Here is a 23374-nt window from a genome sequence, read left to right on the forward strand (position 1 = left end):
GCTTTTTGCTATAATGGTTTTATGAATGAAAAAGTATTTCGTGACCCTGTTCACAATTATATCCATGTTGATAATCAGATTATCTATGACTTAATCAATACCAAAGAATTTCAACGGCTTCGTCGTATCAAGCAGCTCGGCACATCTAGTTATACCTTTCATGGTGGAGAACATAGTCGTTTCTCTCACTGTCTGGGTGTTTACGAGATTGCACGTCGCATCACCGAGATTTTTGAGGAAAAGTATCCTAAAGAATGGGATCCTTCGGAGTCCCTCCTAACCATGACTGCAGCCCTCCTTCATGACTTAGGACATGGCGCCTACTCGCATACCTTTGAAAATCTCTTTGATACCGATCATGAGGCGATTACGCAGGAAATTATCCAAAGCCCCGAAACAGAGATTCACCAGGTTCTTTTACAGGTAGCTCCAGATTTCCCCAAAAAGGTAGCTAGTGTTATAGACCATACTTATCCAAATAAGCAGGTGGTCCAACTGATTTCGAGTCAAATCGATGCAGATCGTATGGACTATCTCTTACGTGACTCCTATTTTACAGGGGCTTCTTATGGGGAATTTGACCTAACACGTATCTTACGAGTTATTCGCCCTATCGAAAACGGAATTGCCTTTCAACGAAATGGCATGCATGCCATCGAAGACTATGTTCTAAGTCGCTATCAAATGTATATGCAGGTTTATTTCCATCCTGCAACACGTGCTATGGAAGTCCTTCTGCAGAATCTTTTGAAACGTGCTAAAGAACTTTATCCAGATAATAAGGACTTCTTTACACTGACATCCCCGCATCTACTGCCATTTTTCGAAAAGAATGTGACCTTGGCTGACTATCTATCTTTGGATGACGGAGTTATGAATACCTATTTTCAACTATGGATGACCAGTTCTGACAAGATTTTAGCTGACCTGTCACAACGCTTTGTCAATCGCAAGGTCTTTAAATCCATCACCTTTTCACAAGAAGATCAAGAACAGCTTGTATCTATGAGAAAACTGGTAGAAGATATCGGCTTTGATCCTGACTATTACACAGCTATTCATAAGAACTTTGACCTTCCTTATGATATCTATCGTCCTGAATCTGAAAACCCACGGACACAGATTGAGATTTTACAGAAAAATGGTGAACTAGCAGAACTTTCTAGCCTTTCGCCTATCGTTCAATCCCTTGCTGGTAGTCGCCACGGAGATAATCGTTTCTATTTCCCAAAAGAAATGTTGGATCAAAACAGCATCTTTGCAAGCATCACCCAGCAATTTTTACACTTAATTGAGAACGATCATTTTACACCAAATAAAAGCTAAAAGAGGAAATTTATGAGTATTAAACTAATCGCTGTCGATATCGACGGAACCCTTGTCAACAGTAAGAAGGAAATCACTCCTGAAGTCTTTTCTGCCATACAAGATGCCAAAAAAGCTGGCGTCAAAGTTATGATTGCGACTGGACGTCCTATCGCAGGAGTTTCCAAACTTCTAGATGACTTGAAATTAAGAGATGAAGGTGACTATGTAGTGACCTTCAACGGTGCCCTTGTTCAAGAAACTGCTACAGGACATGAGATTATCAGTGAATCCTTGACTTATGAGGATTATCTAGATATGGAATTCCTTAGCCGCAAACTTGGCGTCCATATGCACGCTATTACCAAGGACGGCATCTATACTGCTAATCGCAATATCGGAAAATATACCGTTCACGAATCAACCCTCGTCAGCATGCCCATCTTCTACCGTACACCTGAAGAAATGGCTGATAAGGAAATCGTCAAGTGTATGTTCATCGATGAGCCTGAAATTCTGGATGCCGCTATTGAAAAGATTCCTGCAGAATTTTATGAGCGCTACTCCATCAACAAATCTGCTCCTTTCTACCTTGAGCTCCTTAAAAAGAATGTAGACAAGGGTTCAGCTATTACTCACTTGGCTGAGAAACTAGGATTGACCAAAGATGAAACCATGGCTATCGGAGACGAAGAAAATGACCGTGCTATGCTTGAAGTCGTAGGTAACCCAGTTGTCATGGAAAATGGAAATCCAGAACTCAAAAAAATCGCCAAATACATCACTAAATCAAATGATGAATCTGGCGTTGCTCATGCTATTCGTACGTGGGTACTGTAAAAAGAAAGAATAGATGAAAACCGCTCAGCCGAGCGGTTTTTGTCTATTTCATTTTAGAATTAGCAATAATTTCAAAAAACAAATCAGTCTTCTTTGATAACTCGATTGAGTAATTTGTCCATCCCACCAGATTATCATCAAATGATTCTATCGCAAATAAAAGTAGATTTCTTGCAAGTTCTTGAGTAATTAAATCTTTTGGTGTCACAATACTGTTATTTTTTCTATCACAATAAATTACTTTTTCTCTTAAATCTTTCAATTCTCCAGAATAAATAAATTGAAAAATTTTTTCCAAATTTTCATTAGAAATTGCATTTTTAATCCTTTCGCCCATACAAATAGTGTAGCTCGCTCCAACAATTTGTTTAGACTTATGATCTCTTAATTTATCTTTTCTCACATAGGAATCTGAACCTTTAATAAATATTCCCATTTGAATTTTTCCAACCTCTTCTAGCACACTAATAGCTAAAAAAGAGGAGGAGGTATATGAATTATTTATATATAAAACATATGAATCCGAAATCAACTGAACAACATGATCTAAGCATTTATTCAATTCTTCTTTTGAAGAAATATAAAAATTGCTAGTTCCGTTTAAGATAGATTCTATCTTATCAAAAGCAAAATCTTTATCGACCATTAGTACTCCAAATTTTATAATTCATGATAATTTGTCAAAGTAATTCTAGGGGTTGCTTATCAAACCTATGTCAACACTTTATATAATTCTTGTAATTTAGGGGCGAATTTGGAGCAAAACACCTCAAATACTAAGTAGAATCAATAGTTTATATGCCCCCTGCCGGAATCGAACCAGCAACTACTCCTTAGGAGGGAGTTGTTATATCCATTGAACTAAGGGAGCTAGAGAAAAACTCTGCCGAATGAGCAGAGTTTTTTGGTCGAATTAACGACGGATTTCTTTGATACGAGCTGCCTTACCTTGAAGAGCACGCAAGTAGTACAATTTCGCACGACGTACTTTACCGTAACGAACAACTTCGATCTTTTCAACACGTGGAGTGTGGATTGGGAAGATACGTTCAACACCTACACCGTTAGAGATTTTACGAACTGTGTAGTTTTCTGAGATGCCAGCACCTTTACGTGCAATAACAACACCTTCAAAAATCTGGATACGTTCACGGTTACCTTCGACAACTTTCGCGTGTACACGAACAGTGTCACCAGGACGGAATGATGGGATATCAGTACGAAGTTGACCTTCTGTCAAGCTTTGGATTAATGGATTCATTTTATTCTCCTATCTTTGTCAATCTTGAGGAAGCTTCCTCAGCGGATAAACTGTATTTTTGTGCGTCCATTACACACAAGATACAGTTTACCAAATTTCTTAAAAAAAGTAAAGAAATTTACAGTAAAATTCCTAAAAAAATAGCAAGCAAACCACCTAAGTAGGTCAAGAGAAAATATCTGTAAAAGACCTTCTTATCAGCTAAGAGTTTTTGGAGTTCATCATTCAAGGTTGAAAACGTGGTCAAACCACCACAAAAACCTGTAGCAAGTACAGAGTAAATTTCTTTCGACTCCACATGATTATAAAATAAGCCAATCAGAAAACAGCCCAGAATATTGGCTATGAGAGTTCCTAGAGGCAGTACTGAACCCTGATTATAACGTGAAAAGAAATAACGCACGAGAGCACCTAGTCCACAAGCAAGCGCTAGATATAATACTACCATTTCTTCCTCCCTAAACAATAAGCCAATAAAAGTCCTCCACCAATGCTCAGAACTAGATAGATTACTAGACTTAGGTAAGAACCTCTATCCAGCAATTTTACGCCATCTAACATGAGGCTTGAAAAAGTCGTTAATCCTCCACAGAAGCCAGTTCCAAGCGCTAAAATGACACCTTTACTGCTTCCCTTATAAACCAAATAACCTTTTACAAGATAGACTAAGCAGAAAATTCCTAGATAGTTAGCAAAGAGAGTCCCCCATGGAAAATCTGGACTGGCTGGCAACCATCTCGAAATCTGATATCGGACAAGTCCTCCCAACATGGCAGCTAGAAAGATTCCTAGTGGGTAAAATTGTTCTTTTTTCATTTGATGTTTTTATCCTGATAATCGCGCGAACGTTTGAGAATGTCTGAAAAAGTCGCGACAATTGTCTCTTCGTATTTTTTATTGCTGACGTGATTTCTGACTTTTTCAAAGATAACTTCTTCTCTTTTAGTATCTAGAATAGCTTTTCCTGAAGCTTTTTTATAAGCCACTACACCCTCAACTAGATGCATTCTTTCTTCTAAGAGTTTTACAATTTGGTCATCAATTTGATCGATTTCTTGTCTAATAATATCTAAATCCATAGAGTCTCCTTCATTATTTGAATGATTGTATCAAAAAGCTTCTAAATGGGCCAGTACATTCTTAGGGTTATCTAACAAAAACTGCACTGACAACTTTCATCAGTGCAACTTCATGCTTATCCTACTTTAGCAGCCAATTCTTCTGCAAATTGTTCCAAGCGTTCGATATCTTCTTCTTCTGCAGAGAGATCCACTTTGACACACTCTGATCCCTTTTCAGCTCCTGTTGCCACAAATACACGATCAAAGTCATCAACAGCTTTACAGAACTCATCATAGAAAGTATCGCCTGATCCTACCACACCGTAGATTTTGCCACTCAAGTTAAGATCTGCTAGGTCTTCGTAGAAGTCCATCATCTCATCTGGTAACTCTCCATCACCGTAAGTGTAGGTTGCAACGATCGCGATATCTGCTTCAAGAAAGTCAGATGCGTCAACAGTTGTACACTCATCAACATCCACCTCTAAGCCCAACTCACGCAATTTATCTGCTACAATATCTGCAATTTCTTCGGTATTACCGGTCATACTGGCAAATACAATTTTTGCTAATGCCATATCGTCCTCCTCAATTTATCTTTCTCCATTATATCACATCTTTTTCATTTTAAAAATAAAAACTCTTGTGCTACAATGAAATAAGAAAGAATTGAGGTCACTTATGGAAATTTGCCATCAAATTTTAGAAAAAATTAAAGCATACGATACCATCATCATTCACCGTCACATGAAACCGGATCCTGATGCCTTAGGAAGTCAGGTTGGACTCAAAGCACTTCTGGAACACCATTTCCCAGAAAAAAAAATCAAGGTAGTTGGTTATGATGAGCCAACCCTAACATGGCTTACAAAGATGGATCAGGTAGAAGACAAGGATTATCAAGGTTCGCTTGCTATCATCTGTGATACAGCAAATACCGCTCGTATCGATGATAAACGTTATACTAATGCTGAAACCATTATTAAAATTGATCACCATCCAAATGACGAAGTCTATGGAGATCTTGTTTGGGTAGATACCAACTCTAGCAGTGCTAGTGAGATGATTGCTCTCTTTGCTGAAGCAACTAACCTAGAATTGTCTGACTACGCTGCTAAAATGCTCTGTGCTGGAATTATTGGCGACACAGGCCGTTTCCTTTATCCATCAACTTCTGCACGTACTCTTCGTATAGCAAGTCAACTTAGAGAACATAACTTTGACTATGCTGAATTAACACGTAAAATGGACACTATGAGCTTTAAAATTGCTAAACTTCAAGGTTATGTCTATGATCACCTAGAAGTTGATGAAAATGGTGTCGCACGTGTCTTACTGACTCAAGAAATTCTAAAAACATATCAAGTAACAGATTCTGAAACAGCAGCCATTGTTGGAGCTCCAGGCCGTATCGATACAGTTAATCTTTGGGGAATATTTGTGGAACAAGCAGATGGCCACTATCGCGTTCGACTTCGCAGTAAATTCTTTCCAATCAATGGTGTTGCAAAAGAACATGATGGTGGAGGTCACCCACTTGCAAGTGGTGCTAACTCCTATAGCCTAGAGGAAAATGAAGTTATCTATCAAGAATTAAAAAACTTACTGAAAAAAGAGATAAAAAGCTTGCCAAACTTATCAGAATCTGATAGACTAGTATGGTAACAATCTATGGCTCGCAAAGAGACCATGGCAGAAAGGAAATATTGCAAAATGAAAAAAGATATCCATCCAGAATATCGCCCAGTTGTCTTCATGGACACAACTACTGGTTACCAATTCCTTAGCGGTTCAACAAAACGCTCTAACGAAACTGTTGAGTTCGAAGGCGAAACTTACCCATTGATCCGTGTGGAAATTTCATCAGACTCACACCCATTCTACACTGGACGTCAAAAGTTCACTCAAGCAGATGGACGCGTGGATCGTTTCAACAAAAAATACGGTCTCAAATAATCATAAAAAGAACAGTTCCGACTGTTCTTTTTTGTTTCTTCAAATTATGAGTCAATCACAACTGCTGTTCCACTACAAGTGACCATTAGCATACCATTTTCAGCACCTAAAGTTTCATAGTCCATTTTTATACCTATAATAGCATTTGCTCCACGTTCACTTGCACGCTCCATCATTTCCGCTAGAGCTTCTTCTCTTGCTTGAGTCAACTCGCCTTCATAACTACTAGCTCGTCCTCCAAAAACATTACGGAAGCCAGCAGCCATATCTTTGAACATATTAACACCAGCAACCACTTCACCAAAGACGATTCCTTTGTAGGCTAGGATTTTCTTGCCTTCAATTCCCGTAGTTGAAATAATCATCTTCACTTCCTCCTGACTTCTTTTATATAATTGTAAACCCTTTCACTAACTCTGTCAAGAAATACTATAAGGGGCTCAATACTTGAAAGGAAACTCTTCTCACCATCCTTATTTGCTATCCATTTAGTGCCAATTGTATGGATGATGGCCTAAATCTTTTCTTTGCAAGCCTAACTTGAGATAGGCTTCTCAGCCTCACTATTCTTACCAATAGTAGAGCTTAAAATCTATGACTGGTATAGAAAATACTGTTCTCTCCTGCCCCCTTTTTGCCCCAAAACTACAAAAAAGCCTATCGACCAAGCTAGAAAGCTTGATACAATAGGCTTTTTCTAAATTCATTATTTAACAGCGTCTTTAAGAGCTTTACCAGCTTTGAATGCTGGAACTTTTGAAGCTGCGATAGTGATTTCTTTACCAGTTTGTGGGTTGCGACCTTTACGTGCTGCACGCTCACGAACTTCGAAATTACCAAAACCAATCAATTGAACTTTTTCACCAGCTGCAAGGTAATCAGCTACTGCTGCAAATACAGCATCAACTGCTGCTGCTGAGTCTTTCTTTGTCAATTCTGTAGCTTCTGCTACTTTAGCGATCAAATCTTGTTTGTTTGCCATGTTAATAATTCCTCCAAATATTTTCTAATTAACAATTACAATCATATCCTAAATTCTCTTGTAGGTCAAGTCAAAAACGCTATTTCTTGCTATTTTCTTTATTTTTTTAGGACTCGTATCTGACCAAAATAGCCCAAGCATTTTCACCTGTATGGGTCTGAATAATAGAACCTGTTTCAAGTACAGAGATTGGTTTTTCAACGAATGGTTGTAGGATTTCTTTCATCTCTTCTGCCCAGTCCCGAGTTCCAGAATAGGAAATACCAATTTCTGCAACAGAACGCTCTGACAGTTTTACAACTAGTTCATCCAACCATTTCTTAAAGGTTTTTGCTCCACGTCCTTTCACGATTGGTTGTAATTCGTCATCCTTCATCTGCATGACTACTCGGATATTTAATAGAGAGCTTAAAAGACCTGTCACTCGGCCAATACGGCCACCTTTAACAAGGTTTTCCAAGGTAGAAACACCAATATAGAGCTCTGTATTCTTCTTTACTTCTTCAACATGAGCCACAATTGTCTCAATGTCTTGTCCTTCTTGAGCTAACTTAGCTGCTTCAACCACTTGAAATTTTAGGGCTTGATCTGTAAAGGAACTATCCAATACGGTCACATTAGCCGTTGACAAACTTGCACCCTGACGAGCTGCTTCGACAGTTCCTGATAAGGCATGAGACATATGAATGGCTAAAATTTGACTACCATCTTTACTCAACTCATCAAAGATTTCAGCAAAGAGTCCAACAGGAGGTTGACTTGTTTTAGGCAGATTTTTACTCTCTTTCATCAAGCGAAGAAATTCTCCTTCTTCAAGATCAGCATCCGAATAAAGAACACTATCAATCATTACAGAGAGCGGAACGACCGTAATATTTAATTCTTTGACCACTTCTGGTTCAATGGTAACAGAAGAATCTGTTACGATTTTTACTTGTGTCATAATTCAAATCTTTCTATGTTTCACTTTTTGAGTGAGTTTTTTCAATTTAACTATAACAATTATATCAAAAAAAAGCTAAAAATTCATACTGTATCTATTCATTTTTATGATGGAATTTATAGTTTTTTAAATCTTTCATTTTATCAAAATAGTCGCCTACTAAGACGACTACTGTTCATTTATCATAAACGTTCATACAATTCCTGCATCTGTATATCATCAGGAACCAACTTGAGATAGTGTTGAATCTGTTCTTTTGCTTCTTCAAACCTTCCAAGTTCGCGTAATAGATGAATGTATTGCTCTAAAAACTCAGGATTTTCCTTGAGTTCTGGAACCAATGCTTGATAAGATTCATAGGCAGCATCCAAATCTTCAGTTTCTTGGTAACTCCGTGCAATCATCCACTTAGTCAAGAGATTTTCTGGTTCATATACTTCTAAGGCTAGAATATCCTCATACCGTTCTTGCTCCTGATACATGGTTGCTAGTCGCAAGAGGATTTCTTCTTGGTCTTCCGCATCTTCTTGGGCTTGAAGCAGATAAGCTTCCGCCTGCTCAGGTTGATGCAATTCGTAAGATAATTGTGAAGCAAGGAGTAGTAAACGTGTCTCGAATGGATTTTTTTCCAAACCTTGTTGAGCAATCAGTAAGGCTTGCTCAGTCTGGTGTTCCTTATGTAGAGCCTGACTATAACCATATTCATACCCTTCAAAATCTGGAGAAATAGTATCCAGCTGTTTAAAATATAAAACTGCCTTTTGATATTCCTCTTGATCAAAGTAAAGACTTGCTAATTCAAATGCAGTCTGATCTTCATACTCTAACTCTAAAGATTTTTCTAAAAACTCTATGGCTGATTCAAACTTTCCAAGTCGAGCATAGGCAGTTCCAATTCGTTGATAGGTCGAAATCCCTGTCTGCTCATATATTTCACGATTATCCAGTTGAGCATAGCCCTTAATCGCTTCTAAATCATTTCCAAGTTCACTATCTAACTCTGCTAGCCCAAAAATCAATAGAGGATCATCAGAGTAATTAAGAGCTTCTAAGAGCTTCTCACGAGCTACATCTGTCAATCCTTCCATTTGATAGAAATCAGCCTTTAAAACAAGCGCAGATACATAAGAATCGCTATTGGGTTGAATTTCTTCTAGATAGGCAAACGCTTCTTCAATTTGTCCGTCTTCGCTTGCGATACTAGCTAGATTGAGATTTACTTCTGAAAATATTGGAGCTAGTTTTTCATAGATTTGACGAGCTTGTGGATAAAAACCAATACCTTCTAGATAATAAGCCAGTTCCAGAAGAAGATCATCAGGGTCTTCTTCCAAGGCTTTTTGAAAATAGTGATCAGCTTTTGTTAAATCTTGCTGATCCAGAGCTTCAAGCATTTCTTGACTATTGCTCACCTTCAACCTCCTCTTCTAACTCATACAAACCACTAACTTTTTTATACCATTCAAAAATAGCTGAAATAACAACTTTTGCTGAAGCATAAACAGGAATTCCTAGTAGGACTCCCCAAACACCAAACATAGAACCAGACGTCAACAAAACAAATAGAATAGTGATTGGATGGATGTTTAATTGACTACCTAGAATCAATGGAGATACAAAACGACCTTCAATTGTCTGCTCTACGATAAAAACGATAATAACTTTCAAGAGCATAACTGGTCCAGCAATTAAACCTAAGACCAGAGCTGGTAGCATGGCAAGGAAACTTCCAAGATAAGGGATAAGATTTAAAACCCCAGCAGTAATACCAAGAGTCACCGCATATCTCAAACCAATAATCTTAAAGAAGATGATAAACATAATCGCTACGATAACAGCAACAGTAATTTGTCCTCTCACATAGTTAGAAAGTTGTTGGTTCACATCCGTTAGAACCTTACCTACTGGTTCTCTCAATTTATTTGGTAAGAATTGAGTGATATGATCTCTCAAACCTTTTCCATCTCTAAGGAGATAAAAGAGCATAAAGGGCATGATAATCAAAGCAACAATGACTTGTGACGTTCCACTAATAAGAGCACTTACCCAGTTCACAGCTTTTGATGAAATATTACTTGCCCAAGCAGTTGCTTGTGTTGAGAATTGAGCCAGAACCTGTTCTAGTTGAGGTCTAAAGTCATCTGGTAACCGCTTAGTTACAAGATCATCAATAACTCTGTCAGCATCTTCGAGATAATTTGGTACATTTTGCGCAAAAATAACTACTTGACGTTGAAGATTTGGAATCGCAACGGCCAGACCAATAATCAAGAGTATGGCGATAATGACAAAGATAATACTAATGGCTAAGACACGATTTATCTTATACTTCTCCATCAAATCCACCAGTGGATTTAAGAGATAAAAAAGCAATCCTGATAAAATAACAGGCAACATGACCACTGATAAAAAATCAACGACAGGGATAAATAAAAAACTAATCTTACTTAAAATAAAAATATTCAGACCTAATAACAAGGCTACCAAAAATACAGTAACAGCCTTATTATCTAAAAACCATTTAAAAAACCAAGATAAATTAAAATGTTTCTCTTTTTGTTCCATATCTACTTCCTTTCCTTTGTCCTTTCATTATACCATTTTTATAGGGAATAAACTGTTTTTAAAGTGTTGAAGTGACGATTGATAACTTTAACAAAGAGACCTTGCATTTTACTAATTTTATACTTAGATGTTTCATACTTTTTTCACTATTTTCTTCAGGTCTCCTAATTTATGATATAATAGAAACATCTTTATTTAGAGGTATAGCTATGATTGAAACAATTTATTTCGGAACTTACACACGTCGTTTATCCCAAGGGATTTATCAAGCTGATTTTGATACAGAAACTGGGAAACTATCCAATCTTAAACTATTTGCGGCTGAGCCAAGTCCTACCTATCTTGCATTTGATCAAGAAAATCACCTCTACACTGTCGGTAGCAAAGATGGACAAGGTGGAATTGCTGCCTATCAAACTGATGGTACTTTGCTAAACCATGTTGTGACAGAAGGCGCTCCTCACTGTTATGTTGCAGTTGATGAGAAACGTAGCCTAGTTTATGGTGCAAATTACCACAAAGGCCAAATTCTTGTCTACAAACGTAAAGAAGATGGTAGTCTAGAATTGGCTGATACAGTTCAGCATAGCGGTCATGGTCCTCATGAAAATCAAGCTTCTCCACATGTACACTTTACAGATTTAACACCAGATCAGTATTTAGTCACTTGCGACTTAGGTACTGATGAGGTTACTACTTATGATGTCAATCCAGAAGGAAAACTAAATAAGCTAACTACCTACAATTGTAGTCCTGGTGCTGGTGCACGTCACCTTGTTTTTCACAACCACTACAAGATTGCTTATCTCATCTGTGAACTCAATAGTACAATTGAAGTATTGATTTATGATGGTGTTGGTGCATTTGAAAAAATGCAAGTTATTTCTACTCTTCCTGAAGGATTTAATGACTTTAATGGAACTGCTGCTATTCGTCTCTCACAAGATGGAAAATACCTGTACGCATCAAACCGTGGTCACGATTCTATTGTAGTTTACACTATTCTCGCTGATGGTAGTTTAGAATTGTTGGAATTCGTTCCTACAAACGGGAAAACTCCTCGAGACTTTATTCTCTCACCAGATCAAGAATTTCTTATCGCTGTTCACCAGGATTCTGATAATGCAACTGTCTTTAAACGTAATCCAGAGACTGGTCGTCTTGCAGAACTTTCCAATGATTTCCACGTTCCCGAAGCAGTTTGCGTTACATTTTAAACTATAAAAAAATGAACTTGATTTGAGAATCAAGTTCATTTTTTTATAGTTTATTTCCGACATTGATTCGGTTAATAGCACGTTGTAATGCAATCTTAGCACGACGCTCTTGGTCAATCAAGTGTTTGTCTTGTGCTTCTTCGATTTCACGTTCTGCACGAAGTTTGGCACGTTCTGCACGGCTAATATCGATATCACGAGCACGCTCAGCTGAGTCTGCAATAATGGTAATGACATCATTAGCAATCTCAATGATTCCTCCGTTTACTGCTATCCAGTTGACATGAGAATCATCATCAACTCGTTTAACTTTAACTTCATCAACTGCTAATACCGCAATCATATTTTGATGTCGTGGCAAGATCCCCATCTCACCATCCAGAGTTCGAACCGATACAAAGCTGGCATGGTGATCATAGACGAGGCCATCTGGTGTCACGATCTGGACAGTTAACTGAGCCATAGATCACCTCTTAAAATCCCATTTTTTCAGCCTTAGCAATAACATCTTCGATTGAACCTACTCCACGGAAGGCATCTTCTGGGAGATGATCGTGTTTTCCGTCAAGAATTTCCTTAAATCCACGAACTGTTTCCGCTACTGGAACATAAGAACCTGGTTGACCAGTAAATTGTTCCGCAACGTTGAAGTTTTGTGAAAGGAAGAACTGAATACGACGGGCACGAGCAACCAAAGTCTTTTCTTCATCAGAAAGTTCATCCATACCAAGGATGGCAATGATATCTTGCAACTCATGGTAACGTTGAAGAACACGTTTGACCTCAGCCGCAACTGCGTAGTGTTCTTCTCCAACGATTTCAGGTGCCAAGGCACGTGAACTTGAAGCAAGTGGGTCAACGGCTGGGTAGATACCCAATTGAACCAATTTACGTTCCAAGTTGGTAGTTGAATCCAAGTGAGCGAAGGCTGTTGCTGGCGCTGGGTCAGTATAGTCATCCGCTGGCACGTAGATAGCCTGGATAGAGGTTACAGAACCTTTCTTAGTTGAAGTGATACGTTCTTGCAATTGACCCATTTCTGTTGCGAGGGTTGGTTGGTAACCAACGGCTGATGGCATACGACCCAAAAGGGCAGATACTTCTGAACCAGCTTGTGTGAAACGGAAGATGTTGTCAATGAAGAGAAGAACGTCTTGGCCTTCTACATCACGGAAGTATTCAGCGATTGTCAAACCAGTAAGGGCAACACGCATACGTGCTCCTGGTGGTTCATTCATCTGACCAAATACCATGGCTGTTTTTTCGATAACGCCTGATTCTTTCATTTCCCAATATAGGTCGTTCCCTTCACGAGTACGTTCCCCAACACCAGTAAATACTGAGATACCACCGTGTTCTTGGGCAATGTTGTGAATCAATTCTTGGATCAAGACTGTCTTACCAACTCCGGCACCACCGAAGAGCCCGACCTTACCACCTTTAAGATACGGGGCAAGAAGGTCGATAACCTTAATCCCTGTTTCGAGGATTTCTGAAGAGGTAGACAACTCATCAAAAGTAGGTGCTTTTTTATGAATTGGCTGGCGTTCTGCGTCTTCTCCAAAAGGAGCTTCCAAGTCAATGGTATCTCCCAAAACGTTGAAGACACGTCCCAAGGTTTCTTTACCTACTGGTACAGAGATTGGACGACCTGTGTCCAATACTTCCATTCCACGAGTCAAACCATCTGTTGATTCCATGGCGATGGTACGAATCATACCATCTCCCAACTCTAAGGCTACTTCAAGGACGATTTTTGTTTTCTTTTCGTCATTTTTGTAGACGACAAGTGCATTGTTAATCTCAGGTAGTTTTTCACCTGCTGCAAACAAAACGTCTACAACGGGTCCGATAACCTGAGCAATTTTACCTGAACTCATCTCCTTCTCCTATTCTATATAAGATACTGTCGGTTCCTAGTTTTGCTAGGTCCTAAGTTCATTGATATGAGCAGGATGGCTTTATTCTAAAGCGCTAGCTCCTGCCACGATTTCTGTGATTTCTTGTGTAATCGCCGCCTGTCTGGCACGGTTATACTGGATTGTCAAATCATTAATCACTTTTTTTGCATTATCAGTCGCTGTTTGCATGGCTGTCATACCTGCAGCATTTTCAGCTGTCTTGGCATCAATAATAGCACCATAAATCATACTTTCTGCAAACTGTGGTAGCAATTGATCCAAGATTTCTTCACGACTTGTTTCAAGGTCAAAGGTCAAGCTATAGTTATCATCTGCTTCATTTGGATCCAAGTCCACGATTGGAAGCATCTGTTCTACACGCATTTGACTTGTCAATGTATTCACGTGGTGGTTGTAGCAAACGTAGAGCTCATCAAAAAGTTCATTTTGATACATTTCAATCGTTTTTGTGATAATCTTACGAACTTCATCAAAGCTTGGTTGACTTGCAAGTCCACGCAATTCATAGATTGGCTGAATACCGCGTGATTTGAAGAAATCTGCTCCCATACCACCAATACAGATGACTTCAAAATCATCGCCTGAAGGATGGTATTCTTGCTGGATTTCCATGACAGCTTTTAAGATTGAAGAATTATATCCTCCAACAAGACCACGGTCAGATGTAATGACGATATAGCCTGTTTTTTTGACGGGGCGACTGATCAACATAGGGTTAGTTGATCCACCAGCGCCATCTCCGTGAAGGATATCTGTAACCAGTTTACGTACTTTTTGTGCATAAACTTGGAAGTTACGAGCCGCTTCTTCAGAACGACCTAACTTAGCTGCAGAAACCATCTGCATTGCGTTAGTGATTTGACTAGTATTTTTTGTTGAGGCGATTTTTGTTTTAATATCATTTAGAGATACTGCCATCTGACACCTCTATTCTTATTGGAAGCTTGATTGATTGAGAAACTCAGTAATCGCAGCATCCAAGACTGCTTCATCTGGCAAGTCTTTTGTTTCACGAATGGTCTCCAAAATTTCAGGATGTTGAGCATCAAAGAACATATGGAACTCTTCTTCGAAACGAACGATATCGTCTACAGGAATTGTATCCAAGAAACCATGGGTTAAAGCATAGAGAATAGTAACTTGTTTCTCAACAGGTAATGGTTTGTGAACAGGTTGTTTTAATACTTCTACAGTACGACGACCACGGTTCAATTTAGCCTGAGTAGCCGCATCCAAGTCAGAACCAAATTTAGTGAAGGCTTCCAACTCACGGTATGAAGCAAGGTCGATACGGAGTGTACCAGCAACTTTCTTCATGGCTTTAATCTGAGCAGAACCACCAACACGAGATACGGAAGAACCCGCATCAATAGCTGGACGGATACCTGCGTTAAAGAGTCCATCGCCAAGGAAGATTTGTCCATCCGTAATAGAGATTACGTTTGTGGCGATATAGGCTGAGATATCTCCTGCTTGTGTCTCAATAAATGGAAGAGCTGTGATAGATCCACCACCTAGTTCATCAGAAACTTTAGCAGAACGCTCAAGTAGACGACTGTGAAGGTAGAAGACATCCCCTGGGAAGGCTTCACGACCTGGTGGGCGACGGAGCAAGAGAGAAAGTTCACGATAAGCTACCGCTTGTTTAGATAAGTCATCATAAACGATCAAGACATGCTTACCTTGGTACATAAATTCTTCAGCCATAGCAACCCCTGCATAAGGTGCAAGGAAAAGCAATGGTGAAGGTTGTGAAGCTGACGCTGTCACAACGATTGTGTAATCCAAGGCTCCGTACTGGCGAAGTGTTTCTACTTGTGTACGAACTGTTGATTCTTTTTGACCAATCGCTACATAGATACAAATCATATCTTGACCTTTTTGGTTCAAGATTGCATCGATAGCGATGGTAGTTTTCCCTGTTTGACGGTCACCGATAATCAACTCACGTTGTCCACGACCGATTGGAACAAGGGCATCAATAGCTTTCAAACCAGTTTGCAATGGTTCTGATACTGATTTACGTTGCATTACCCCAGGTGCTGGTGCTTCAACTGGACGAGTCTTGTTTGTGTCGATTGGACCAAGCCCATCTACTGGACGACCAAGTGGATCCACGACACGTCCAATCAAGCTATCACCAACTGGAACTTCCATGATTTTCCCTGTACGACGAATGGTGTCGCCTTCGCGGATATCTGTAAAGTCTCCAAGGATGATAATACCAACATCTGTTGATTCTAAGTTTTGCGCCATACCATAAGAGCCGTTTTCAAAGATCAACAACTCTCCACTCATGGCATTTTCAAGGCCATGAGCACGCGCAATTCCGTCACCGATGTAGGTTACAACACCAGTTTCAGTCACATCAAAATTGGGTTTGAAATTTTCAATTTGTTGCTTAATTAAAGCGCTGATTTCTTGTGCGTTAATTGCCAAAAGAACACCACTTTCTATTTCAAATTTTCCTTAACAACTTTAAGTTGTTGTTTAATACTAACATCAATTGTCTTGTGATTGGCGATAATGACAAAACCACCGATTAAACTATCGTCGATTTCTTCTTTAATGCTGCGCACTTTTAAAGACATCTTTTTCTCGATAATTGGAAGCAAACGTTCTTTTTGTTCATCCGTTAAAGGATGAGCAGACATAATCGTTACTTCAAAACGATTCGTTTCTCTCTCAAGACGGTTTAAACAATCTACAATCACATCATAAAAAAGATTTGATCGATGATTGTACAACAGAACTTGAATGAAGTTTTGTAATAATGGCGATGCAGAATCTTGGAAATAACTGACTGTTTTTTCCTTGTCAGACTCATCAACATCTACCTGAGCCAAAAAAGAAGGCAAGTCTGTTTCTTCAGCGACTTGCTTAATCTGGGTCAAGTCTGAGAAGATAGAATCTTCTTCTCCTTTTTCAATCACCAATTGGACAAAAGGCATGCTGTATTTTTCAATTACCTTTACTGTCTTTTTGTCCATTAAGCTTCTCCTAGCTGATCGATATACTGATCAATGAGTTCTTTATGGGCATGACCGTCAAGGTTTTGTGAGATAATTTTTCCAGCTAGACTAACTGTCAAATCTGCTACCTCACCTTTAACGCTTTGTAAAGCCTCAGCTTTGTTTTGCGCAATTTCTTGGTTAGCTTTTTCTTTCAAGCGACCAGCTTCTAGCTTAGCTTCAGCTAGAATATCTGATTTGCTCTTTTCAGCTGTCTCCTTGGCATTCTCGATGATAGTTTTAGCTTCGCTTCGGCTACCTGCTAATTCATCTTCACGCTTTTGAGCAAGAGTTTCTGCTTTTTGACGAGCTTGTTCAGCACCATCAATATCAGCAGCAATCTTTTCAGCGCGTTCTTCGAAGACACTTGTCAAGTTTGACCATGCGTATTTTTTGACTAAGACGATCAAAAGGATAAAAGAGCCAGCAATTAAAATAAAGTTACCAATCAATTCACCTACTGTTACGTGCATCATTTACTCCTTTCTACTCTTCATCATTAATTTTATTTCCTAGATACATAGAAGACAAGACTGTGAATACATAAGCCTGAACACAGGAAATAAACACAGAAAATGCCGTCCAGACAAGATTGGTAACAAATGCGACTGGATACCAATAAAGTGCCTGATGAGAGAGAGTAATCAGCAAGCTTGCCATCACTTCTCCGGCAAAGATATTCCCGAACACCCGCAAAGCAAGTGATAGGAAATTCGTGACTTCTTCAAGGAGATTCATCGGTGTCATGAAACCTGGGGTTACAAAACCTTTTAGATATTTTTTAACACCGCGACGACGAATTCCTTCAATATGGGTCATCAGGATAATTCCGAATGACAAGGCCAAGTCAAACTGGAGATTTGCTGTTGGCGATGTCCAAAGGTTTGTCCCATCTGTAGTTTGAAGTTTCGCCATCAAACCAAGATTATTTGCGATAACCATAAAAAGAAATAAACACAAGTAAAAGAGTGAGTAATCTTTCATGTACCGTGAACCTACGTTAGGTTCTGTAAATCCGACAACAAAGTCATAGAGATACTCGAGTACATTTTGCTTTCCTTTGGGTTTTACAGTCATATTGCGACTTGCCCAATAGATAAAGCCAAAAATAAGTGCCACAGACAACAAAGTCAATGCTGTCAAGGTTAAATCAAAGGTAACAGGACCAATATTGATGGTTGGATTGATACTTTCTTCCATCTAGAATCCTCCCTTTTCCATTTTATACTTCTCTTTATTTGATGATAAATGAAAATACGAGAGTTACAAAGAATGTTCCTTCGATAAAGGCAATCCCCATGATCATCAAACTACGCAATTGAGGGATGATATCTGGTTGGCGTGCTGCAGATTTGAACAAACCGTTCATCAAAAATCCTTCTGCAAGAGATACACCCATACAGGCAAGACATAGACCGAAAAATGTTAAATTCATGACGAATTCTCCTTTTTTAAATTAAATTTACTTCCCTAGTTTAGTCCTAAAATTTGCTTTTGTCAACTCTTTACTAGCATTGAAAGCGTTTCTAATCATTTATTTCTATTTTTATGATTTTCAAGACAATTATATAGAAAATTTTAATGTCTTTTCAGGTTATTTTCCTTATCTTTCCTATTTTTCTGAAAACAAAAATCCAAGTTTTACAACCTGGATTTATCGTTTCTTATTTAAAATAATAAGAATGGTGACTCTGGCAAGCTGGATTAAATGTAGCTTTACAATAAGGACAGCTGCCTTTCTCTGTGTATTCCTCATAAGTTAGTATCTTCTTACAGGAACCACATAAGATAGGTTTATTCTCTTTAAGTCTTAAAGGGTAGGGAGAAAATGTGTGCTCCTCTAGCGCATTGTGACACTGATAACAGGCATAGTATTTCTGACACTCATAACACTGGAGCGCTACGATATCTTTATCACTATGGTAATGAACACATCTGCTTTCATTATCTACTAGTAATCCATGAGCTTGAACCATTGACTTTCCTTATCTATGCACGAACTGTGACGCTGGTTCCATCTTCTTTGTAAAGATTGATCAAGCCTTCTTTCAAAGCACGGACCATATCACCTGCTTGTACTGGTTGTGGAACCTTGATGGTTAAAAGTTCCATTGGATTTGGTGCACGGTCAATCTTATTACCTTTGGCATCGTGAAGGTCTTCGATATAAGTTTCAAAATGGCGGAAACCTGGGCCATAAAACTCAACTTGGTCTCCTTCGTTGATAACGTTACGTTGGCGAATAGTTGCTGTTTGTGTTGCATCATCATAAGCTACTACTTCAGCAACAAACTTGTATTCTGGAATCTTACGACGAGCACCAAACAATTGTTCATTTTCAGATGGTGTCCCGTAGTAGAAACCTGTAGCCAATTCACGTTGGGCAACCTTCCACATTTCATCAATCAAGTCTTGCTTGATAGCTTCAAACTTTTCAGGACTTTCAAGGTAGGCATCAACCGCAGCCTTGTAGCAGTTTGTCACCGTTGAAACATAGTGGATAGACTTCATACGACCTTCAATCTTCAAACTATCCACACCATTTTCAATCATATCTGGGATATGGTCAATCATAGACATATCAACAGCTGACATTGAAAATTCTTCAGGAATTTCTCCCTTGAGACTCTTACGTTCTTTACCAAATGGCATATCGTAAAGGTCATATTTCCAACGGCAAGATTGTGAACATCCACCACGGTTGGCGTCACGCATACTCATATGGTTCGAAAGGGTACAACGACCAGAGTATGAAATACACATCGCACCATGTACGAAGGCTTCAATCTCTACGTCTGTACGTTTGCGAATTTCTGCCAATTCTTCCATAGAAACCTCACGCGCCAAAACAACGCGAGTCAATCCAAGTTCTTTCCAGAATTCAAGAGTTTCATAGTTGGTCGCACTAGCTTGTGTTGAAAGGTGAATTTCAAGTCCTGGTGCTTCTGTTGCTGCAATCATGATTAAGGCAGGGTCAGAAACGATAACAGCTGCAATTCCAATATCACGCAACTTACGGAACCATTCTCCGGCACCTTCTTCATTTCCTTCGTGCATAACCATATTAGCAGCCACATATACCTTAGCTCCATACTTAGCCGCGAACTGAACTCCTTCTTCCATTTGTTCGAAAGTGAAGTTACCAGCACGGCTACGTAGACCATAGGCCTGACCACCGATAAAGACAGCATCTGCTCCGTATTGAACAGCTACTTTTAGTTTTTCAAGAGTTCCTGCAGGTGATAGAACCTCAGGACGTTTCAAAGTTTTTGTCATTTTTTCTCCTATTTGCAATATAAAAGTTTGACACCAATCTTAACTATTTTATAGTAAACAGGATTCAAAATCAAGCCTTGAATGATTGTTTAGACAATTTTAATGTTTAGTTGTCTCTGAAAACATTATTGAACAGTTTCAACATTCCAAGTAGTCCAGCCTTTAAAACGTATAGCACCCTTTTTATCAGTTTTTAATACCAAATTCTCAAGTTCTTTATCTTCTTGGTTATTCTCCCCATTTTTAAGTTTAAATGATTTTTTCTTGTCTATTGAAATGACTGTGATTTTAGCTTGTAAAGTTTTGAAGACCTCACCATCTGTCTTTTTCTTCGATACTTGCTGATGAGTTATCACAACATCTGCTTGGAGTTTTGGATAATGACTCGTCAAGAACTTTTCCTCTGTATTTCCAGTAACTAGAAAGGTTTGGTTTAGTAACTTTCCATACATTGTAATTGAATCACTTTTATCCTTATTTTGAGTTACGATTACTTCCAAATTACTCCCAAAAATAGGTAACTGCTGTCCAGTTTTGATGGCAACTATCTTGACTTTGCTTTCCTTCAACTTATCCATGAATTCTCTCTGTGATAGAGTTTCTTCAGTTACTAGAATTTCTCTAAGCTGGAAAGCTTTACTGATTTCTAACACATGATCTAACTGCTTAGTATCACTAGTCGTTAAAACCAGCTGATCAATCTTGGCCACTCCTCGACTTTTCAGATAAGGAATTAAACTACGTTTGGCATTGCTGGTAATAGCTTTCTCCTGCCAGACTTCTTTCTTTTCAACTGCTAGCTTTTCACCAACATCCAGTAGTATGGTCTTTCCTGTCATGTCTCTTAGGAAAATGCTTCGTCCCTGTTCCATATCTAGGACTGTGATTTCATTTTCTAGTGGATGCTTGGTTACTAAAAAGAGTGAGATGGCAACTATAACAAGTATAGATATTTTTTTCACATTCTTTCGATAGTCGTAGATGAGAGCTAAAGTAATCAAAAGAAGGATTAAAATCCAAAGACTCGGCTGACCAAAAACAAGAGGTCTCGTAGATAGCTGAGAAATATATCGTATGATGTTTTCTAGCCATTCAAATAGAAAGTTGAACTGGGTGATGGGATATATAAATGACAGACAGAAGAGAATCGATAAGAGTGGTAACAGAACCATATCAAATAATAATGAAAAAGCAAAGGTCAAAAGAATGGACCACGGTTGAAATTCAGAAAAGTAAAAAGATAAAATTGGCAGAATTCCCAAGGAAATAATACAACTCTCTCTAATCAAACCTTTTATCCCTGCTACTTCCTCACCAGTCATTGTCAGAATAAAGGCATACGCACAGGAAAGAACTCCCCCAGCAGTTAAGAAAAAGTTCGGTATGATTAAAAATAGAATAAGAATCGTTAAAGCAAAATTATCCAGTGACTTAAAGCCATGCTGAGCCAATAGCTTTTGTAGAAGACTACGAATAACTGAAGCTGAAAATCCTGTCAAGCCTGCATAAAACAAAGAAAAGGGATAAGTTAGCCATTTGAACTTCTCTTGCGTCAAACCCAAACGCAGAAGTAACTTCTTGAAAGCATCCATGAAAAATCCGACCTGCATTCCAGACAAAGCAAAAAGATGAATAATCCCTAGGCTGGAATAAAGTTCATTCATTTCCTCAAAATCTGTGTCCAAATGCCCCAATAAAAGACCGGTCATATAATTGCGCATGGGATCGGGAAAACTCCTTTTTATCCAGACAACTGCTTTTCTCCGCAAACTTGATAGATTTTCTCCAATATCCCAACTGGAAATTTGCTTTAATTCCACAATTTCTGATATAGTCAAGGTCTGATAAATTCCTTGAGTTTTGAGATAGTTCCGATAATCAAATCCCGCAAAATTACTGACTCCTTGTGGACTAGCTAGCTTACCTTTTACAACCATTTCATGCAGATCAGACAACTGCTGAAATTTTTCTTTTTCAGCTTCTGACTGGAGTTTATAATAGACCTGAAAGAGTCTGCCCTCAGCCTTGCCACGAAAAGATAAGCTATCTCCATTTACCTTGATGGTATCCGGTAATATTCGCACTGTATCAACCGTGTCTACAAGATTCCGATTGGCTTCTTCTTGCTGCCATCTTTGAAAAATAAACCAACTCCCAAATATGCTGCAAATCAAGAGGACCTTGGTCACAGTTTTCCATGGAAATTGGAAAAAGAGGCAGACTAGTAAAAAGACAAAGCCAAAAAGTGCTAGAAAGCTTGCAGAAAAGATTGCATAGTAGAGCCATAGCAAAAGAAAACTGAGATAGATTTTTGGGAAAGGAAAGCGACTAATCCACTGTAACATATTCTTTTAACTTTTCTATCGTTTTTGCACCAATACCAGAAACCTTTTTGAGCTCATCAACTGACTTAAACTTACCGTTGGAATCACGATGGTCGATGATATCCTGAGCACGTTTAGCACCTAAGCCTTTGACTTGTTTCAGTTCCTCTAAACTGGCTTTATTGAGATTGACTTTCTTGTTTTCTTTGGTGTTGGAAGCATTTGATTGTGTTGCTTGACTAGTATCTTCTCCCTTAGTTGGAACATAGACAAGTGCTTCGTCACTAATTCTCTGGGCAAGATTGATAGACTTACTATCGGCATTATCTGTCAATCCACCAGCTTTCTGGACAGCATCATTGATACGACTTCCAACTGGCAAATCATAAATCCCTGGTGTTTTGACAGCACCTTTGACATCGACAGTAATTAGATCTTGCTCCACTACTTCTTCCTTCTGATTTCCATCTTCCTTTTCATCCGTCGAATCCTTTGGAACAGTTGTAACTTCTGTTTGCACCTTTGTTTCTTTAGCAGGTGTTTGAGTGACTGGTTTTAGGAGAAAAAATCCAGCTAAGACCAAACCCAAACTAGCACAGATAACAATGATTTTATATTCTTTGATTTTCTCAATAAGTTCTTCCATATTTTCTCCTCTCTTAGCTTATTCGTAAGAGAAAGAAAAAAAACAGCTGAAAAATCTTTTCAACT

General features: G+C 38.7%; 28 protein-coding genes and 1 tRNA gene. 5 read left to right on the forward strand and 24 right to left on the reverse strand.

The window, feature by feature from the left end; translation table 11 throughout:
• Positions 1 to 21: 21 nt before the first annotated feature.
• On the forward strand, positions 22 to 1326 hold the full coding sequence (locus QM469_RS01435) for an HD domain-containing protein (protein ID WP_414275917.1): 1305 nt from the start codon (positions 22 to 24) through the stop codon (positions 1324 to 1326).
• A 12-nt stretch (positions 1327 to 1338) separates the two neighbouring features.
• Positions 1339 to 2145: a sugar-phosphatase gene (yidA, locus tag QM469_RS01440; protein ID WP_414275918.1), complete on the forward strand. Its 807-nt coding sequence runs from the start codon at positions 1339 to 1341 to the stop codon at positions 2143 to 2145.
• 43 nt (positions 2146 to 2188) lie between these two features.
• On the opposite strand, the gene QM469_RS01445 is transcribed toward yidA, so the two are convergent.
• The 7 genes from QM469_RS01445 to QM469_RS01475 form a co-directional block, all read right to left on the reverse strand.
• Entirely contained in the window at positions 2189 to 2791 is a 603-nt protein-coding gene (locus QM469_RS01445) for an AbiV family abortive infection protein (RefSeq protein WP_414275919.1), read from the reverse strand.
• Between the two features lie 153 nt (positions 2792 to 2944).
• A tRNA-Arg gene (locus tag QM469_RS01450) sits at positions 2945 to 3016 on the reverse strand.
• 42 nt (positions 3017 to 3058) lie between these two features.
• Positions 3059 to 3406, reverse strand: coding sequence for a 50S ribosomal protein L19 (gene rplS, locus QM469_RS01455; RefSeq protein ID WP_001068669.1), 348 nt, complete (start codon positions 3404 to 3406; stop codon positions 3059 to 3061).
• 118 nt (positions 3407 to 3524) lie between these two features.
• Positions 3525 to 3854 (reverse strand): fluoride efflux transporter CrcB, encoded by a 330-nt coding sequence (gene crcB, locus QM469_RS01460; protein ID WP_414275920.1) that lies wholly within the window; start codon positions 3852 to 3854, stop codon positions 3525 to 3527.
• Positions 3848 to 4222 carry a fluoride efflux transporter CrcB gene (crcB, locus tag QM469_RS01465; RefSeq protein ID WP_414275921.1) on the reverse strand — a complete coding sequence of 125 codons (375 nt, stop codon included), beginning with the start codon at positions 4220 to 4222 and terminating at the stop codon, positions 3848 to 3850. Before crcB (QM469_RS01465) ends, crcB (QM469_RS01460) begins: the two co-directional genes overlap by 7 nt.
• The gene (locus QM469_RS01470) at positions 4219 to 4485 is read right to left on the reverse strand and encodes a chorismate mutase (RefSeq protein WP_414275922.1); all 267 of its coding nucleotides are present in this window, start codon (positions 4483 to 4485) and stop codon (positions 4219 to 4221) included. The genes crcB (QM469_RS01465) and QM469_RS01470 overlap by 4 nt, the downstream gene beginning before the upstream one ends.
• Positions 4486 to 4601: 116 nt before the next feature.
• Positions 4602 to 5045, reverse strand: coding sequence for a flavodoxin (locus tag QM469_RS01475; RefSeq protein WP_001162134.1), 444 nt, complete (start codon positions 5043 to 5045; stop codon positions 4602 to 4604).
• 103 nt (positions 5046 to 5148) lie between these two features.
• Between QM469_RS01475 and QM469_RS01480 the strand changes: the two genes are divergently transcribed.
• Both QM469_RS01480 and QM469_RS01485 read left to right on the forward strand, forming a co-directional pair.
• On the forward strand, positions 5149 to 6132 hold the full coding sequence (locus tag QM469_RS01480; protein ID WP_414275923.1) for a DHH family phosphoesterase: 984 nt from the start codon (positions 5149 to 5151) through the stop codon (positions 6130 to 6132).
• 48 nt (positions 6133 to 6180) lie between these two features.
• Complete coding sequence (locus QM469_RS01485; protein ID WP_000710764.1) at positions 6181 to 6423, forward strand: type B 50S ribosomal protein L31; 243 nt, start codon at positions 6181 to 6183, stop codon at positions 6421 to 6423.
• Positions 6424 to 6467: 44 nt separating this feature from the next.
• On the opposite strand, the gene QM469_RS01490 is transcribed toward QM469_RS01485, so the two are convergent.
• The 5 genes from QM469_RS01490 to QM469_RS01510 all read right to left on the reverse strand — a co-directional run bounded on the left by QM469_RS01490 (position 6468) and on the right by QM469_RS01510 (position 10913).
• Positions 6468 to 6788 carry a heavy metal-binding domain-containing protein gene (locus tag QM469_RS01490; RefSeq protein ID WP_075231232.1) on the reverse strand — a complete coding sequence of 107 codons (321 nt, stop codon included), beginning with the start codon at positions 6786 to 6788 and terminating at the stop codon, positions 6468 to 6470.
• Between the two features lie 341 nt (positions 6789 to 7129).
• Positions 7130 to 7405 (reverse strand): HU family DNA-binding protein, encoded by a 276-nt coding sequence (locus QM469_RS01495; RefSeq protein WP_001284633.1) that lies wholly within the window; start codon positions 7403 to 7405, stop codon positions 7130 to 7132.
• A gap of 106 nt (positions 7406 to 7511) precedes the next feature.
• Entirely contained in the window at positions 7512 to 8348 is an 837-nt protein-coding gene (locus QM469_RS01500; protein WP_414275924.1) for a DegV family protein, read from the reverse strand.
• A gap of 182 nt (positions 8349 to 8530) precedes the next feature.
• The gene (locus QM469_RS01505) at positions 8531 to 9760 is read right to left on the reverse strand and encodes a tetratricopeptide repeat protein (protein ID WP_414275925.1); all 1230 of its coding nucleotides are present in this window, start codon (positions 9758 to 9760) and stop codon (positions 8531 to 8533) included.
• Positions 9750 to 10913 carry an AI-2E family transporter gene (locus QM469_RS01510; protein ID WP_301559315.1) on the reverse strand — a complete coding sequence of 388 codons (1164 nt, stop codon included), beginning with the start codon at positions 10911 to 10913 and terminating at the stop codon, positions 9750 to 9752. The genes QM469_RS01505 and QM469_RS01510 overlap by 11 nt, the downstream gene beginning before the upstream one ends.
• Positions 10914 to 11122: 209 nt before the next feature.
• Here QM469_RS01510 and QM469_RS01515 point away from each other — a divergent pair, with 209 nt between their 5' ends.
• Positions 11123 to 12130, forward strand: coding sequence for a lactonase family protein (locus QM469_RS01515; RefSeq protein ID WP_414275926.1), 1008 nt, complete (start codon positions 11123 to 11125; stop codon positions 12128 to 12130).
• 43 nt (positions 12131 to 12173) lie between these two features.
• On the opposite strand, the gene QM469_RS01520 is transcribed toward QM469_RS01515, so the two are convergent.
• The 12 genes from QM469_RS01520 to QM469_RS01575 form a co-directional block, all read right to left on the reverse strand.
• On the reverse strand, positions 12174 to 12593 hold the full coding sequence (locus QM469_RS01520) for a F0F1 ATP synthase subunit epsilon (RefSeq protein WP_000068038.1): 420 nt from the start codon (positions 12591 to 12593) through the stop codon (positions 12174 to 12176).
• Between the two features lie 10 nt (positions 12594 to 12603).
• Positions 12604 to 14010, reverse strand: coding sequence for a F0F1 ATP synthase subunit beta (gene atpD, locus QM469_RS01525; protein ID WP_000094353.1), 1407 nt, complete (start codon positions 14008 to 14010; stop codon positions 12604 to 12606).
• An 81-nt stretch (positions 14011 to 14091) separates the two neighbouring features.
• Complete coding sequence (locus tag QM469_RS01530) at positions 14092 to 14970, reverse strand: F0F1 ATP synthase subunit gamma (protein ID WP_045763457.1); 879 nt, start codon at positions 14968 to 14970, stop codon at positions 14092 to 14094.
• A 15-nt stretch (positions 14971 to 14985) separates the two neighbouring features.
• Positions 14986 to 16491 carry a F0F1 ATP synthase subunit alpha gene (gene atpA / locus QM469_RS01535; RefSeq protein ID WP_000996628.1) on the reverse strand — a complete coding sequence of 502 codons (1506 nt, stop codon included), beginning with the start codon at positions 16489 to 16491 and terminating at the stop codon, positions 14986 to 14988.
• 14 nt (positions 16492 to 16505) lie between these two features.
• A complete protein-coding gene (locus QM469_RS01540) occupies positions 16506 to 17042 on the reverse strand; it encodes a F0F1 ATP synthase subunit delta (protein WP_049549329.1) in 537 nt (178 codons plus the stop codon).
• Complete coding sequence (atpF, locus tag QM469_RS01545; RefSeq protein WP_049529483.1) at positions 17042 to 17536, reverse strand: F0F1 ATP synthase subunit B; 495 nt, start codon at positions 17534 to 17536, stop codon at positions 17042 to 17044. The genes QM469_RS01540 and atpF overlap by 1 nt, the downstream gene beginning before the upstream one ends.
• Before the next feature lie 13 nt (positions 17537 to 17549).
• Positions 17550 to 18263, reverse strand: coding sequence for a F0F1 ATP synthase subunit A (gene atpB, locus QM469_RS01550; protein WP_000392856.1), 714 nt, complete (start codon positions 18261 to 18263; stop codon positions 17550 to 17552).
• Between the two features lie 34 nt (positions 18264 to 18297).
• Positions 18298 to 18498 carry a F0F1 ATP synthase subunit C gene (locus tag QM469_RS01555; protein WP_001054552.1) on the reverse strand — a complete coding sequence of 67 codons (201 nt, stop codon included), beginning with the start codon at positions 18496 to 18498 and terminating at the stop codon, positions 18298 to 18300.
• 229 nt (positions 18499 to 18727) lie between these two features.
• Positions 18728 to 19039 carry a CHY zinc finger protein gene (locus tag QM469_RS01560; RefSeq protein ID WP_414275927.1) on the reverse strand — a complete coding sequence of 104 codons (312 nt, stop codon included), beginning with the start codon at positions 19037 to 19039 and terminating at the stop codon, positions 18728 to 18730.
• Positions 19040 to 19052: 13 nt separating this feature from the next.
• Positions 19053 to 20339 (reverse strand): peptidase U32 family protein, encoded by a 1287-nt coding sequence (locus tag QM469_RS01565; RefSeq protein WP_000169115.1) that lies wholly within the window; start codon positions 20337 to 20339, stop codon positions 19053 to 19055.
• Positions 20340 to 20464: 125 nt separating this feature from the next.
• Positions 20465 to 22684: a ComEC/Rec2 family competence protein gene (locus QM469_RS01570; protein WP_414275928.1), complete on the reverse strand. Its 2220-nt coding sequence runs from the start codon at positions 22682 to 22684 to the stop codon at positions 20465 to 20467.
• A complete protein-coding gene (locus QM469_RS01575) occupies positions 22668 to 23309 on the reverse strand; it encodes a helix-hairpin-helix domain-containing protein (protein WP_414275929.1) in 642 nt (213 codons plus the stop codon). The genes QM469_RS01570 and QM469_RS01575 overlap by 17 nt, the downstream gene beginning before the upstream one ends.
• Positions 23310 to 23374 lie beyond the last annotated feature (65 nt).

The sequence above is a fragment of the Streptococcus infantis genome (assembly GCF_047464215.1).
GTDB classification, from domain to species: Bacteria; Bacillota; Bacilli; order Lactobacillales; family Streptococcaceae; genus Streptococcus; species Streptococcus infantis_P.

Excerpts from the sequence above, each read along its gene's own strand:
- QM469_RS01555 (WP_001054552.1), bottom strand. The coding sequence starts at position 18,498 with ATGAATTTAACATTTTTCGGTCTATGTCTTGCCTGTATGGGTGTATCT.
- QM469_RS01515 (WP_414275926.1), top strand. The coding sequence starts at position 11,123 with ATGATTGAAACAATTTATTTCGGAACTTACACACGTCGTTTATCCCAA.
- atpD (WP_000094353.1), bottom strand. The coding sequence starts at position 14,010 with ATGAGTTCAGGTAAAATTGCTCAGGTTATCGGACCCGTTGTAGACGTT.
- QM469_RS01490 (WP_075231232.1), bottom strand. The coding sequence starts at position 6,788 with ATGATTATTTCAACTACGGGAATTGAAGGCAAGAAAATCCTAGCCTAC.
- QM469_RS01445 (WP_414275919.1), bottom strand. The coding sequence starts at position 2,791 with ATGGTCGATAAAGATTTTGCTTTTGATAAGATAGAATCTATCTTAAAC.
- QM469_RS01510 (WP_301559315.1), bottom strand. The coding sequence starts at position 10,913 with ATGGAACAAAAAGAGAAACATTTTAATTTATCTTGGTTTTTTAAATGG.
- QM469_RS01480 (WP_414275923.1), top strand. The coding sequence starts at position 5,149 with ATGGAAATTTGCCATCAAATTTTAGAAAAAATTAAAGCATACGATACC.
- QM469_RS01435 (WP_414275917.1), top strand. The coding sequence starts at position 22 with ATGAATGAAAAAGTATTTCGTGACCCTGTTCACAATTATATCCATGTT.
- QM469_RS01475 (WP_001162134.1), bottom strand. The coding sequence starts at position 5,045 with ATGGCATTAGCAAAAATTGTATTTGCCAGTATGACCGGTAATACCGAA.
- QM469_RS01495 (WP_001284633.1), bottom strand. The coding sequence starts at position 7,405 with ATGGCAAACAAACAAGATTTGATCGCTAAAGTAGCAGAAGCTACAGAA.
- rplS (WP_001068669.1), bottom strand. The coding sequence starts at position 3,406 with ATGAATCCATTAATCCAAAGCTTGACAGAAGGTCAACTTCGTACTGAT.
- QM469_RS01470 (WP_414275922.1), bottom strand. The coding sequence starts at position 4,485 with ATGGATTTAGATATTATTAGACAAGAAATCGATCAAATTGATGACCAA.
- crcB (WP_414275921.1), bottom strand. The coding sequence starts at position 4,222 with ATGAAAAAAGAACAATTTTACCCACTAGGAATCTTTCTAGCTGCCATG.
- QM469_RS01485 (WP_000710764.1), top strand. The coding sequence starts at position 6,181 with ATGAAAAAAGATATCCATCCAGAATATCGCCCAGTTGTCTTCATGGAC.
- atpB (WP_000392856.1), bottom strand. The coding sequence starts at position 18,263 with ATGGAAGAAAGTATCAATCCAACCATCAATATTGGTCCTGTTACCTTT.
- QM469_RS01520 (WP_000068038.1), bottom strand. The coding sequence starts at position 12,593 with ATGGCTCAGTTAACTGTCCAGATCGTGACACCAGATGGCCTCGTCTAT.
- QM469_RS01570 (WP_414275928.1), bottom strand. The coding sequence starts at position 22,684 with ATGTTACAGTGGATTAGTCGCTTTCCTTTCCCAAAAATCTATCTCAGT.
- atpF (WP_049529483.1), bottom strand. The coding sequence starts at position 17,536 with ATGCACGTAACAGTAGGTGAATTGATTGGTAACTTTATTTTAATTGCT.
- QM469_RS01560 (WP_414275927.1), bottom strand. The coding sequence starts at position 19,039 with ATGGTTCAAGCTCATGGATTACTAGTAGATAATGAAAGCAGATGTGTT.
- yidA (WP_414275918.1), top strand. The coding sequence starts at position 1,339 with ATGAGTATTAAACTAATCGCTGTCGATATCGACGGAACCCTTGTCAAC.
- QM469_RS01540 (WP_049549329.1), bottom strand. The coding sequence starts at position 17,042 with ATGGACAAAAAGACAGTAAAGGTAATTGAAAAATACAGCATGCCTTTT.
- QM469_RS01565 (WP_000169115.1), bottom strand. The coding sequence starts at position 20,339 with ATGACAAAAACTTTGAAACGTCCTGAGGTTCTATCACCTGCAGGAACT.
- QM469_RS01500 (WP_414275924.1), bottom strand. The coding sequence starts at position 8,348 with ATGACACAAGTAAAAATCGTAACAGATTCTTCTGTTACCATTGAACCA.
- QM469_RS01530 (WP_045763457.1), bottom strand. The coding sequence starts at position 14,970 with ATGGCAGTATCTCTAAATGATATTAAAACAAAAATCGCCTCAACAAAA.
- crcB (WP_414275920.1), bottom strand. The coding sequence starts at position 3,854 with ATGGTAGTATTATATCTAGCGCTTGCTTGTGGACTAGGTGCTCTCGTG.
- QM469_RS01575 (WP_414275929.1), bottom strand. The coding sequence starts at position 23,309 with ATGGAAGAACTTATTGAGAAAATCAAAGAATATAAAATCATTGTTATC.